General features: G+C 45.8%; 7 protein-coding genes and 1 pseudogene. 5 read left to right on the top strand and 3 right to left on the bottom strand.

Going from position 1 to position 13,293, the window contains the following annotated elements; all coding sequences use genetic code 11:
* Nucleotides 1-193 precede the first annotated feature (193 nt).
* Nucleotides 194-625 (bottom strand): hypothetical protein, encoded by a 432-nt coding sequence (locus JHU38_RS11590; RefSeq protein ID WP_369917305.1) that lies wholly within the window; start codon nucleotides 623-625, stop codon nucleotides 194-196.
* Nucleotides 626-790: 165 nt separating this feature from the next.
* On the opposite strand from JHU38_RS11590, the gene JHU38_RS11585 reads away from it, so the two are divergent.
* Nucleotides 791-2,452 (top strand): glycosyltransferase, encoded by a 1,662-nt coding sequence (locus JHU38_RS11585; RefSeq protein WP_107582826.1) that lies wholly within the window; start codon nucleotides 791-793, stop codon nucleotides 2,450-2,452.
* A gap of 56 nt (nucleotides 2,453-2,508) precedes the next feature.
* Entirely contained in the window at nucleotides 2,509-5,070 is a 2,562-nt protein-coding gene (glgP, locus tag JHU38_RS11580; protein WP_107582824.1) for an alpha-glucan family phosphorylase, read from the top strand.
* 212 nt (nucleotides 5,071-5,282) lie between these two features.
* Here the strand turns inward: glgP and JHU38_RS11575 are convergent, their stop codons facing one another.
* Nucleotides 5,283-7,412: a M3 family metallopeptidase gene (locus JHU38_RS11575; protein ID WP_107582823.1), complete on the bottom strand. Its 2,130-nt coding sequence runs from the start codon at nucleotides 7,410-7,412 to the stop codon at nucleotides 5,283-5,285.
* Nucleotides 7,413-8,002: 590 nt separating this feature from the next.
* Between JHU38_RS11575 and JHU38_RS12470 the strand changes: the two are divergent.
* Nucleotides 8,003-8,110: pseudogene (locus JHU38_RS12470) on the top strand (IS30 family transposase); the annotation flags it as partial.
* A gap of 115 nt (nucleotides 8,111-8,225) precedes the next feature.
* Nucleotides 8,226-9,917 carry a hypothetical protein gene (locus JHU38_RS11570; protein WP_107582821.1) on the top strand — a complete coding sequence of 564 codons (1,692 nt, stop codon included), beginning with the start codon at nucleotides 8,226-8,228 and terminating at the stop codon, nucleotides 9,915-9,917.
* Between the two features lie 709 nt (nucleotides 9,918-10,626).
* On the opposite strand, the gene JHU38_RS11565 is transcribed toward JHU38_RS11570, so the two are convergent.
* A complete protein-coding gene (locus tag JHU38_RS11565) occupies nucleotides 10,627-11,565 on the bottom strand; it encodes a ribose-phosphate pyrophosphokinase (RefSeq protein WP_107582819.1) in 939 nt (312 codons plus the stop codon).
* Nucleotides 11,566-12,029: 464 nt separating this feature from the next.
* Between JHU38_RS11565 and nspC the strand changes: the two genes are divergently transcribed.
* A complete protein-coding gene (gene nspC / locus JHU38_RS11560) occupies nucleotides 12,030-13,193 on the top strand; it encodes a carboxynorspermidine decarboxylase (protein ID WP_107582817.1) in 1,164 nt (387 codons plus the stop codon).
* Nucleotides 13,194-13,293 lie beyond the last annotated feature (100 nt).

Raw genomic sequence — 13,293 nt, 5'->3', positions numbered from 1 at the left:
TTTCAGATTGTCGGAACAAAGACATAAGGGCCGCAAGCGGCCAAGAAAGACATAAGGCTAATGTAAAAAATGGAGAATGTGGCGTGTGAAATGTGGAGTACGAGAAAGCAAGTTGTCTACATGTCACACTCTACAAAAGCCTGTTTGGGACTCAGTGGGTGTTTGATAAGCCTAATGGGATAACAGGGGGACTTTACTCTTGTTTTGCTTTCTTATTTAAAATGAGTGTCTTGGGTATTTTTACCCATTTACGATTAACAACAATTTTGATCGTACTGCCTTCACCTTGCTTTAATATGTATTGACCATTCTTATCTTTATAGAGGGTTGCTGACAGATCTTCACTACCATAATCGTTGATGATAGAAATCCGGGCAGTAGAGTCGTTGTTTATCTTTACATCGGTGATTAACCATTTACGCGTATCTCTTTTAGCCCCAAAGTAGCCTGGGAGTTGTCCAAAAATTTCTTGGTTAGGCACAAGGATATTTTTCTGGTAGAAGTCAATATCAAGATAAACTTGATATTCGTTATTATATAAATATCCTTTGAATACGTTTCGCTCTTGGGCATTGATCGCAAGTGTCAGGCCTAAACTTGCGAGAGCTATTATCATTCGTTTCATCATTCTCCAATTTTGTTTATAAGCATTGATATCTCTTTGTTAATCAATGATATTGCAAAGATAATCTTTTATGTCAAAAATGTGGGTTAATTACTAAAATATTGCCTTTTTAAGTTGGCTTTTTATATAAATTATAGTATCTTTGCGTCGCTTATATTAGTTTTTATGGTAAGAAAGTTTGTTCTTCCTGACTTTATTTTTGAGTCGAGTTGGGAAGTCTGTAATCAAATTGGTGGAATTTATACCGTATTATCTACTCGCGCAAACACTTTGCAGCAGATTTTAAACGACAGAATTATTTTTATTGGTCCTGATTGTTGGTCAGAAAGACCTTGTCCTTTCTTCGAGGAAGATCTTTCTCTTTTGGCTGAATGGAAAAGCACTGCCATCCAAGAGGGGCTGCAATTACGTGTCGGCCGTTGGCTTATTCCCGGTCGACCGATAGCGGTTCTTGTAGATTTTAAGCCTTTCTTTGCTTGTAAAAATGAAATATACGCTCAATTTTGGAATGACTTCAAAGTTGATAGCCTGCACGCCTATGGTGATTATGATGAAGCATCGATGTTCTCCTATGCCGCAGCTAAAGTCGTAGAAAGTTTTTATCATTATCAATTAAATGATTCTTTCAAGGTTATTTATCATGGTAACGAGTGGATGACGGGCTTAGGTTTGCTTTACATTCAGAAGCATGTGCCGCAGATTGCAACCATCTTTACGACGCACGCAACCAGTATCGGGCGTAGCATTGCGGGAAATAACAAACCTCTTTACGAATACTTGCTTGCCTATAATGGAGATCAAATGGCAGAAGAGCTCAACATGCAGAGCAAGCATTCGATAGAGAAGCAGACCGCGTTACACGTAGATTGCTTTACAACTGTTAGCGACATCACGGCGACAGAGTGCAAGGTGTTATTGGATAAGCCTGTAGATGTTGTTTTGCCAAATGGCTTTGAAGATGATTTTGTGCCTAAAGGCTCTGCATTTACAGCAAAAAGGCAGGCCGCTCGGCGCAGAATGCTGAAAGTAGCTTCCGCGTTATTGGGCGAGACTTTTGATAATGATACGTTGATCGTTTCGACAAGTGGTCGCTATGAATTCCGAAATAAAGGTATAGATGTTTTTATTGAAGCGATGAACCGACTGAAAAATGACGGTCGACTTGCCAAGAAAGTATTGGCTTTTATCGATGTTCCCGCTTGGATGAAGGAGCCTCGTCAAGATTTGATGGAACGATTGAGGAGCAAGCAGACATTTACGCAGCCCCTTAATCATCCGATGTTGACCCATTGGCTGAACGAACAAGACAGTGACAGGACCTTGGGAATGATAAATAATCTTGGCCTTGATAATAACGAAGAGTCTAATGTTAAGCTGATTTTTGTTCCTTGCTACCTGACAGGGCAGGATGGAATCTTCAATCTTTCCTATTATGATTTGATATTAGGTAATGACCTCTGTGTCTATCCATCCTACTATGAGCCTTGGGGCTATACTCCTTTGGAGGCTGTCGCCTTTAAAGTTCCTTGTATTACGACAGATTTGGCAGGCTTTGGTTTGTGGGCAGAACATACTTTGGGCCATGAAAGCGAGATTATGGATGGCGTGAAAGTCATTCATCGTACAGATTACAACTTTTCCGAGGTAGCCGATGGAATAAAGGAAACCATTATAGAATTCTCACTGTTTGACAAGAAACAGGTGGAGAAATCCCGTTCACACGCTTTCCAATTATCGAAGAAAGCTTTGTGGAAACATTTTATCAAGTATTATGAAACAGCCTATGATTTGGCTCTGCGCAATGCGCAAAAGCGGCTGAAGGCATAATACAATATTTTAGTAAAAAAGAAATAAGTGAAATAATATAACTAATAAAGAGATTTATGAAAATTAAAGCTGATTACGCGAATGCTCCGCAGTGGAAGGAGCTGTCTATCAAGTCAAGGTTGCCTGAGCAACTGGAGTGTCTTGATGAGTTGGCTCATAACATGTGGTGGGCATGGAATTATGAAGCACGCAACCTTTTCAAGAGTTTGGATGAAAAGCTTTATGAAGAAGTGGGGCACAATCCGGTCATGCTTCTGGAACGTTTGAGTTATGATCGCAAGGAAGCCGTTGTCAAGGACAAGGGTCTTATGAAGAAGGTAAATGACGTTTACGCAAAGTTTCGTGCTTACATGGATGTAAAGCCCGACGCTACACGTCCTTCCGTTGCTTACTTCTGCATGGAATATGGCCTGAATCAGGTTCTTAAAATCTATTCAGGAGGTCTCGGAATGCTTGCCGGTGACTATTTGAAGGAGGCCTCAGACAGCAATGTAGACCTTTGCGCCGTCGGTTTCCTTTACCGTTTCGGCTATTTCACACAGAGTCTGAGCATGGACGGTCAGCAGATTGCCACGTATGATGCGCAGAACTTCAACTCTCTTCCTATAGAACGTGAGCTCGACGCCGACGGCAATCCCGTTGTCGTAGATGTCCCTTACATGAATTATCATGTTCATGCTTATGTCTGGCGTGTCAATGTAGGGCGTATCAAGTTGTATCTGCTTGATACCGATAACGATATGAACTCCGATTTCGATAGGCCCATCACTCACTCTCTTTACGGCGGCGACTGGGAGAATCGTCTTAAACAGGAAATCCTATTAGGTATCGGCGGCATTCTGACATTGAAGAAGCTCGGAATCAAGAAGAATATCTATCATTGCAATGAAGGCCATGCCGCTCTTTGCAACTTGCAGCGCCTGTGTGACTATGTAGACTCGGGACTGACCTACAATCAGGCCTTAGAACTTGTTCGTGCGTCTTCGCTTTATACTGTTCATACTCCTGTTCCGGCCGGGCACGACTACTTCGATGAAGCTTTATTCGGCAAGTATATGGGTGGCTATCCCGAGCGCCTTGGACTTACTTGGGATGAGTTTATCGGTATGGGGCGTCAGAATCCGGATGACCACAGTGAGCGTTTCTGCCTTTCTACATTTGCCTGCAACACCTGTCAGGAAGTCAATGGAGTAAGTAAGCTCCATGGTTGGGTCAGCCAGAAGATGTTTGCACCCATCTGGGCCGGTTATTATCCGGAAGAAAACCACGTGGGCTACGTTACCAATGGTGTTCACCTACCTACATGGACGGCAAACGAGTGGCGTAGGGTTTACGACAAATACTTTGACCCTTCGTTCATGGACGACCAGAGCAATGAAGATATTTGGCATGCCATCTACAATGTTCCTGACGCAGAAATCTGGAATACTCGTATGGCGCTGAAGCAGAAACTCGTTAAATACATTCGTCAGAAGTTCACGCAATCATGGTTGAAGAACCAGGGCGATCCGGCTCGTGTCGTGTCTTTGCTCGAGCGTATCAATCCTAACGCGTTGATGATTGGCTTCTGCCGTCGTTTCGCCACTTACAAGCGTGCCCATCTTCTCTTCACCGATCTTGAGCGTTTGTCTAAGATCGTGAACGATCCTGAGCATCCCGTACTGTTCTTCTTCTCAGGTAAGGCTCATCCGGCCGATGGCGCCGGCCAGGGATTGATCAAGCGCATCTTTGAGATCAGCCAGCGTCCGGAGTTCCTTGGCAAGATCATCTTCCTTGAGGACTACGATATGCAGTTGGCTCGTCGCTTAGTTTCAGGTGTTGATATCTGGATGAATACACCGACCCGCCCACTCGAGGCCAGTGGTACGTCCGGTGAAAAAGCAGAGATGAACGGTGTTGTCAACCTCTCTGTACTTGACGGTTGGTGGGTAGAAGGTTATCGTGAGGGTGCCGGTTGGGCTTTGCCACAGGAGCGTACTTACGAGAATCAGGCTTACCAGGACCAGTTGGATGCCACCACGATCTATAATCTGCTCGAGAATGATATCATTCCTTTGTATTATAATCGCGACAAGAAGGGATATAGTGAGGATTGGATCAAGGTTGTGAAGAACTCCATCGCAACCATCGCGCCCCATTATACGATGAAGCGCCAGCTTGACGATTATTATGACAAGTTCTACAATAAGCAGGCTAAGCGGTTCAAGAAGCTGGCTGCCAACAACAACAAGCTTGCCAAGGAAATTGCTCTTTGGAAAGAGAATGTTGCGGAGCGTTGGGATGCCATCCATGTTGTGTCTAAGGACGACACCTCGTTGTATAACGGTGGTGAAACAGGCATGAACTTCAAGTTGACTTACGTGATTGACGAGCAGGGATTGGATGACGCTATCGGCCTGGAACTGGTAACGCTGAAAAATAATCTTGAAGGTGGCGACCACGAGATTTATTCCATTCACGAGTTCAAGGTCGTAGGTCACGAAGGCAACAATTATACTTTTGAAGCTGATGTAGAGCCTGATAAAGCCGGCACTTTCCGCACTTGTGTACGTATGTATCCTAAAAATAAGGAGTTGCCACATCGTATGGATTTCTGCTATGTGAAGTGGCTCGACTGATTTTTTTTAGTTGACGAGTTGGACAAGTTGACGAGTTGACAAGTTATATGTTTATACAAGTATTGATATAATACAATAAAAACGGATGGTTAAAGCCATCCGTTTTTTATTTATGCTTGAGCGGAATGTGAAGAATCACGCCTCGCTACTAACTCGTCCACTTGTCTACTCGTTTACTCGTTAACTTGTCCACTCGTCCACTTTCTTCCCCTTTACAGTCCTCTTGCCTTCAGCAGACTTTCTACATTCGGCGACTTTAAGCCCGTGAAATCTGTGAACATCTGCATGAGGTCGCCCGTGTTGCCACGACTCAACACTTTGTCACGGAAAGCTTGTCCCACAGCGGGATTCAAGGCGCCATGCCGTGCGAAATAGTCGGCAACATTGTCGGCCAGCACCTCTGTCCACAGATAACTATAGTAGCCCGCCGCATAGCCGCCGCCCCATATATGGTTGAAATACGAGGTGGCATAACGGGGAGGGATTTGCGTGTCGAGCAGTCCCATCTCGTTGAGAGCCTTCTTCTCAAATTCCGCGGCATGTTCGGCCGTCGGAACATCCTTGCTGTCCAAGCAGTGCCAGGCCAGATCCAGACAGGTGGCCGCCAGGTTTTCACCCAGTGAGTAACAGGGATGGAAGTTGATGGATTTCAGCATCTTCTGTTTCAGTTCTTCAGGCATAGGCTCATGCGTCGTGGTATGACGTGCGAAGTGGTCGAACACCTCCGGTATCGTTGCGAACGATTCGTTGAACTGCGACGGCATTTCCACAAAGTCACGCGCTACGGCCGTTCCCGACAGCGTGTTGTATTTACAGTTCGAGAGCATGCCGTGCAAGGCGTGGCCAAACTCATGGAACATCGTCGATACCTCATCCCATGTCATCAGCGTCGGAAGTCCATCGGGCGCCTTCGCCACATTGGTGACATTGTAGATAATCGGCAGCTGTCGACGTTGAAGACTCTGCTTGGCAAACGAACTCATCCATGCTCCGCCACGTTTCGTAGGACGGCGGAAATAGTCGGTATAGAACAGGGCCAGCGTCTTTCCGGTCTTGTCGAACACCTCGAAAACCTTCATGTCGGGATGGTAAGTAGGCAAATCCTTGCGTTGTTTAAATGTCAGTCCGTAGGCACGGTTGGCCGCGTAGAACACGCCATTCACCAATACCGAGTCGATATTGAAGTAAGGTTTCACGTCATCATCGGATAGCTGCAGCTGCGCTTTCTTCATTTGGGCCGAGAAGTAGAAGCGGTCATACGGTTGCAGCCGGAAGTCGCTGCCCATCCTTTCGCGCGCGAAAGCCTCTATCTCGTGTGTCTCGGCCCGCGATTTGGGACGGTAAGCGTCGATGAGATTCCGCAGGAAAGCATACACGTTGTCCGTGGTATGTGCCATTGTCCGTTCCAATGAGTATGACGCAAAATTCTTATAGCCCATCAGTTCGCCTATCTCCGCCCTCAGCCGGGCCATTTCCGTGACGATAGGGAAGGTGTTATACTTGCCGGTTCCGTCGGCTCTGTGAACCGAAGCCTCGAACACTCTCTTACGCAAATCCCGATTTTCCAAGTTCGCGAGGATGGCCTGCTGGGTCGTGTTCACGATTACGATACAGTAAGGCGCCTTGCCTCCCAGGTTTTCAGCGTCTTTCTTGCATTGCGCGATGTCCGCGTCATTCAATCCTTTCAGGTCTTCCATCTTATCCACCCACACCACTGCATGGTTGGTAGCTTCCGGAAGCGTTTCTCCCCACTGCTGCCGCAGGTCGGCCATGCGCTTGTTGATGGCTACCATACGGGCCTTTTTATCTTTTGGAAGCAACGCGCCCGACCTTACGAAATTCTTGTAGATTTCTTCCAACAACTTCCTGTCTTCACCTTTTAGCTTGTTCAACTCATGGTCGTATACATATTTGACGCGTTGGAAAAACTTGTCGTTAAACGTCAGTTCGTTTTCGAAATCAGTCAATAGCGGAATGACGATTTTCTGTGTATTGGCTATTTCCGGTGTCTTGTGGGTACCGGTTAATCCAAAGAAAATACTCTGCACGCGGTCCAGCGTTCGTCCGCTCCGTTCGTAAGCCAGAATGGTATTGACAAAAGTAGGTTTCTGCTTGTTGTTCACGATGCGGCTGATTTCCCGGCGTTGCAGTTCGATCACCTTTTTAAAGGCGGGCAGGTAGTCGCTTTCTCGTATAACGCTGAAGTCGGGCGCGCCAAAGGGTAGCGTACTGGGGCTGAGTAGTGGGTTCGCACGACCTTCTTGAGGCGTAGCGCCCGGGGCCAGGAGCACCGACGAGGCCAGCCCTGCTGTTACGAATGCTTTTTTAAGTTGGTGTTTCATATTTGTTTTTGTTGGGTGATTCTTTCCGGAAACATGGCTAAATGAGGATAGCCGATTACAAAGTTAGGTAAAAACGATTTTGCATCCAAGCAAAAGTTATTTTTTTATAATAAATGTATTACGTTTTGATTTTCTTTTACAAAAGATCTTCAAATTATACATTTGCAGGTTGATAGCCGTCTTTCATGGGATGTTTTCATACATTCTTCCTTGTTTTGTAACGTATTGATAATGAGAGATTTCTATATTTTTAGCGACCCGATTCTGCTTTTCGAGCATCGTTTTTACCTGTTTTTACGCTCCCAAAGCGGGCTTCTGGTCTTTCAACAGCTGCCTTTTAAGCGTCCAAAAGCTATGCTTTTGCGGTCTGATAGCATATCTTTTGCCTCCTGATGGCATCGTTTTTACAAAACAGAGGGCAAAATGGAGTGGGTAAGAGCGGAAAAACAGCACTATATTGGCTAATTGAATAGGCTTTAAAAAGTTAAAATCGGTAGCTTTCCTTTACAAAATCAGATTGCTGAAGTCGGCAGACGGTCTGGATTCCAATTCTTTTCGATCTTCTCTGATTTTAATTATGTTGCCGCTATGATACTGACAAACTCATCAGGCATATCCCAAAGAATGCTAACTTTGACGACTTTACAGATAAGAGAATTATGAGTATACAGAAGAAAATAAACAGAAGACCCAGATAAAGATTGAATTTTAAAACATCTAAAGCGGCCTTTTACAAAAACTTCAATTAATTTTGCACTTGCAGGCTGACTCTACGATTAAGATTTATCGCACCGCTAACAATATAACATAAATATGAAAACAAAATTTTCGGGCATATTGCTTTTTTTCTTGGTTGCCACGGCCTCGGCACAAACCTTAAGCAATGGCATACAGTTGCCTGAGCCATGGCCGCCGCAATATCCCGTTCCTGCGGAACGTCATGAAATGCCTGTGCCTTATCTCCTGCATAAGCCGCGGGTTATGCCTGTCAACAACGGCCGTCAGTTGTTTGTCGACGATTTCCTTATCAGTCAAACCAATTTGCGACGTGTGTGTCATACTCCTGATTTCTATAGGGGAAATCCCGTACTTGAACCTACGGAAAAATGGGAGAATACGACCGAAGGTGCTCCCTATGCTGCTCCTTTCTCTGATGGCATTTGGTATGATGAGAAAGAAAATATCTATAAAATGTGGTATTTGGCAGGCGCGGGCACGATGCACAAAGAAAGTAATCAAACCTTTTATACCTGTTATGCGGAGTCTAAAGATGGTAAGAAGTGGACTAAAGTCAAACTCGATGTCGTTCCCGGTACCAATATCGTTGATACGTGTATGCGTGACGCGGCTACCGTGTGGCTCGATCGTTTTGAAAAAGATCCGCGGAAACGCTGGAAATTCTTCAACATTGAGCGCAGTTCTTCCGATAAGCGTTGGCAAGTTGTCTTGAAATATTCATCCGATGGGCGTAAGTGGAGCCGTGGTGTAGCCCAGTCGGGCGATATCTACGATCGTTCTACCGCTTTTTACAATCCGTTCACCCATCGTTGGGCTCTCAGTTTGCGTTATGCCACGCCTGTATCGGGGCGGTCGCGCGCTTATATAGAGAATGCGGATCCGGAGACGCTCGTGAGTCTTACCCATCGTTTCCGCTATGATATAGCCGATCGGAATATGCGCTTTTGGTTTGCTCCCGACGACAAAGAATTGCGTCACGAGAAATATCCCGAAGTAGACCCCGGTATTTATAATTTCGATGTTATACCCTATGAAAGTATCATGCTGGGGCAGTATGCCGCATGGGCCGGGCCGGAAAATAATGTCTGCAAGCGGGATGGCATACAAAAGCGTAATGTCATTTCGTTGGGTTACAGTCGTGACGGCTTTCATTTCTATCGTCCGACCCACGAAGCCTTTATGAATGTCAATGAGACGGAAGGCGCCTGGAATTGGGGCAATATGCAGTCTGCCAATGGCACGCCGCTCATCGTCGGTGATTCGTTGTATTTCTATGCTTCCGGTCGGCGTCTTAATAAAATTATGTGGGATAGTTACACGTCTACCGGCCTGGTCATGCTACGGCGCGATGGTTTTGTATCTATGCGGGCCGGTAGAAAAGAAGGGTTTCTTACCACCGAACCGCTTACGTTTGATGGTAAGTATCTGTTTGTCAATGTCGATGTGCGGCGGAAGGGAGGCTTGTTGGCTGTGGAACTGCTTGATATTGACGGCCACGTGATTCCCGGCTACGGCAGGAAAGACTGCCATGTGTTGCGAGGCATGGACAAAACCAAGTTGCGTGTCACATGGAAGAAGCATGGTGAAGTGACGACGCTTGCGGGCAAAGCCGTTCGTATGAAATTCTATCTCGCCCGCGGCGACCTTTACGCTTTCTGGCTCTCGCCATGGGAGAGTGGCGAGAGCCGTGGCTTTACCGCGGGGGGTGGACCCGGACTCAATGCCGGTGGAGTAGATGTAAAATTATTGGTGTCTGGTAAAAACTGATTGATAGTTCTGCAATCCTTTATTTATCGACACTACAGGCATGTATAGCCGGTAGTGGCTTACTTTTTGCCCCAAATAGCAACCCTTACTAAAAACATTTCTTTTGGTTTGGTGTTTTCCACGCGCCGGGAAAGGTCGCCGTCATTTGCCGTGGCGCTTGCAGAGGTTCTGCAAGGCTCCCGTCATTTGCCGTGACGTTTGCAGTGGTTCTGCATTTAACACCTGTTATACCTTGACGTTTGCAGTGGTTCTGCATTTAACACCTGTTATACCTTGGCGTTTACAGTAGTTCTGCATTTAACGCCTGTTGTGTCTTGGCGTTTGCAGTGCTTCTGTATTTAACACCTGTTATACCTTGGCGTTTGCTCAAGTTGAGCATTTAACATCCGTTATACCTTGATGTCTTCCGAGAGCCCGGAAAGTCTGCCGTCATTTGCCGGGACGCCGAAAAGGCATGATTTATCGCTATAATTTGTTTATCGGACAGCAATATACTGGTATATGCCACCTATCAGCGTCATCAATATCCAAAGCAAATGCCAACTGCCGCCGCCTTCGTCCTTCGGTGTGTTCGTCATGAGCAACCAAATAATAAGAGGATACATCGTTTGAACGACATATCCTCTTATTTTTTTTATGTTATATCTTACTACTTGGGGAGAGTAGTAGTCAGCTTTTCACCCATCAAATACTATTTATCTATTAAGCATTAAATGAGGTATTGGTTTGATATGCTTTCGTTATTCACAACGCGACGGATTGTTTCTGCAAACATATCGGCAACCGAAATTTGCTTAATCTTTGAGCATCTGTCAGTGTATGGGATAGAATCGGTAAATACGATTTCCTCTATCGCGGATGCTTCTACGCGCTCATTGGCAGGTCCACTCATTACGCAGTGCGACGCGCACGCACGCACACTCTTTGCGCCGGCGGCTTTCATGACATCGGCAGCCTTCGTCATAGTGCCTGCGGTGTCTACCATGTCGTCAACGATAACGACATTCTTATCTTTTACGTCACCGATAATCTGCATGCTGTCAACGACATTGGCACGTGCGCGTGTCTTGTTGCAGAGTACGAGCGGACAACCAAGATACTTGGCGTAGGTGTTGGCGCGTTTTGAACCGCCTACGTCGGGCGAAGCGATGACGAGATCCTTGAGTCGCAGACTCTGCAGATAGGGCAGAATGACTCCCGAAGCATAAAGGTGGTCTACCGGAACATCAAAGAAGCCTTGAATCTGATCGGCGTGCAAGTCCATCGTGATGAGACGATCGATACCGGCTACGTTCAGTAAATCGGCCACCAGCTTGGCACCGATGCTCACTCTCGGCTTGTCCTTACGGTCTTGACGAGCCCAGCCGAAATAGGGAATGACGGCAATGATGTGGCGGGCAGAAGCACGCTTGGCCGCATCGATCATCAGAAGAAGCTCCATCAGATTGTCGGAATTAGGGAAAGTGCTCTGTACCAGGAATACGTCACGGCCACGAATGGACTCTTCGTAGGAAACCGCAAATTCACCGTCAGAGAATCGGGTAACGACGAGGTTGCCAAGGGGACAGCCTAAACTGGCGCAAATCTTTTCTGCAAGGTATCTCGTATTGGTACCTGAGAAAACTAAAAAAGAGTTTTTCTCACTCATTTCTTATTGGTTTTGTGTTACAAATGTTAAGGTGCTGTGGTGGAATGGCATAGGCTGATAATTGCCTATGTCTATTGGAAAAGAATAGACTGTAAAATAGATAATGCTTTGCTGAATCATTATTGTCAACATCGAAACGGTCTTTTCATCTGCAAAAGTAGGAATTTTATATTAAACTCGCAATGTTATTTCTTATAAAAAGCATTGCCCGTTTCAGAGGAAAAGGTTATTTCCGGCAAAAAACGTGGTGGCAAAGCAGCCATCGTGGAAAGAAAGCCTTTGACTGGTAACCTCCCCGCAAAATGCTAAAACAACAATAATTCATTCAAAAAGCTTGTCGTTCTGTTGTAAAGTAGTATTTTTGCAAACAGGATAAAAACAAGGCTTTGACACGGTTTTTGTCCGGAAACGCAGGAATGAAAAGAACAGCTTGATTAAGTGTATTAGAAATGTAAACGAAAGATATGAAGATCGATATTCAGACTTGTCGGGGAATAGACCGACCGATTTATATATTGGAGGAAAACCGCCTGCGGAATAACCTGAAACTCATTCAGCGAGTAGCTTGGGAGGCCGATGTGGAAATCATTTTGGCATTCAAGGCCTACGCGCTTTGGAAGACATTTCCCATCTTCCGGGAATATATCCACTCGACAACGGCCAGTTCTTTGGCCGAAGCACGACTCGGGCTTGAAGAGTTTGGCAGTAAAACGCATACGTTTTCACCGGCTTATACGGATTATGAGATAGACGAAATAGCCCATTGCTCCAGCCATCTGCAGTTCAATTCTTTGTCGCAGTATGAACGTTATCATGTGCGGGCGAAGCGGGCAAATGCTGAAATTCGGTTAGGATTGAGAATTAACCCCAAGTATTCAGAGGTGGAAACGAATTTGTACAACCCATGTGCGCCCGGCACTCGGTTTGGAATCACGGCTGATAAGTTGCCGAGTCGCTTGCCCGATGACGTAGAAGGATTTCATTGCCATTGTCATTGTGAGAGTGGGGACGACGTTTTCGAACGGACTTTACAGCATATTGAGGATAAGTTTGCGGCGTGGTTCCCACAATTAAAGTGGATTAATTTCGGAGGAGGACATTTGATGACACGGGCCGATTACGACGTAGACCACCTTATATATATATTGAAAGAGTTTCGCGCTCGGTATCCTTGGCTCAAGATTATACTCGAACCGGGTAGCGCTTTTGCCTGGCAAACGGGGCCTTTGGTGTCGCAAGTGGTGGATGTGGTGGAAGATCATGGCATACGGACGGCCATCTTGAACGTGAGTTTTACATGCCACATGCCCGATTGTCTGGAAATGCCTTATTTCCCGGTCGTGAGATTTGGCAAGCATATTGACGTAAACGACCAGTCCGGTCCTTTCATATATCGGCTTGGCGGCAATTCTTGTCTGAGCGGAGACTTCATGGGTTACTGGAAGTTTGATCATGCGTTGGAGGTGGGGGAGCCTGTTATCTTTGAGGATATGTTGCATTATACCACGGTGAAGACAAATACCTTTAATGGGATTTCTCACCCGGCTATCGGGCTTCTTCATAAAAATGGCGAATTGGAGGTGCTACGGGAATACACTTATGAGGATTATAAAAATCGGATGGATTAGGCTGGTAATGAGCGCTTTAATGAATAATGACTCAGAAAGAGGCCGTTCCGTGATTTTTGTCAGAAAAAACTACCTGATTTTAACACTTCCGCAACACGTC

The sequence above is a fragment of the Prevotella illustrans genome (genome assembly GCF_017426725.1).
In the GTDB taxonomy this organism is placed as follows: Bacteria; Bacteroidota; Bacteroidia; order Bacteroidales; family Bacteroidaceae; genus Prevotella; species Prevotella illustrans.
The sequence above is the reverse complement of the archived record's forward strand: the minus strand, read 5'-3'. Positions and strand labels throughout refer to the sequence as shown.

Bases quoted from the DNA above. Each gene is read 5' to 3' on its own strand.
- JHU38_RS11590 (WP_369917305.1), bottom strand. From the start codon at position 625: ATGAAACGAATGATAATAGCTCTCGCAAGTTTAGGCCTGACACTTGCG.
- JHU38_RS11585 (WP_107582826.1), top strand. From the start codon at position 791: ATGGTAAGAAAGTTTGTTCTTCCTGACTTTATTTTTGAGTCGAGTTGG.
- glgP (WP_107582824.1), top strand. From the start codon at position 2,509: ATGAAAATTAAAGCTGATTACGCGAATGCTCCGCAGTGGAAGGAGCTG.
- JHU38_RS11575 (WP_107582823.1), bottom strand. From the start codon at position 7,412: ATGAAACACCAACTTAAAAAAGCATTCGTAACAGCAGGGCTGGCCTCG.
- JHU38_RS11570 (WP_107582821.1), top strand. From the start codon at position 8,226: ATGAAAACAAAATTTTCGGGCATATTGCTTTTTTTCTTGGTTGCCACG.
- JHU38_RS11565 (WP_107582819.1), bottom strand. From the start codon at position 11,565: ATGAGTGAGAAAAACTCTTTTTTAGTTTTCTCAGGTACCAATACGAGA.
- nspC (WP_107582817.1), top strand. From the start codon at position 12,030: ATGAAGATCGATATTCAGACTTGTCGGGGAATAGACCGACCGATTTAT.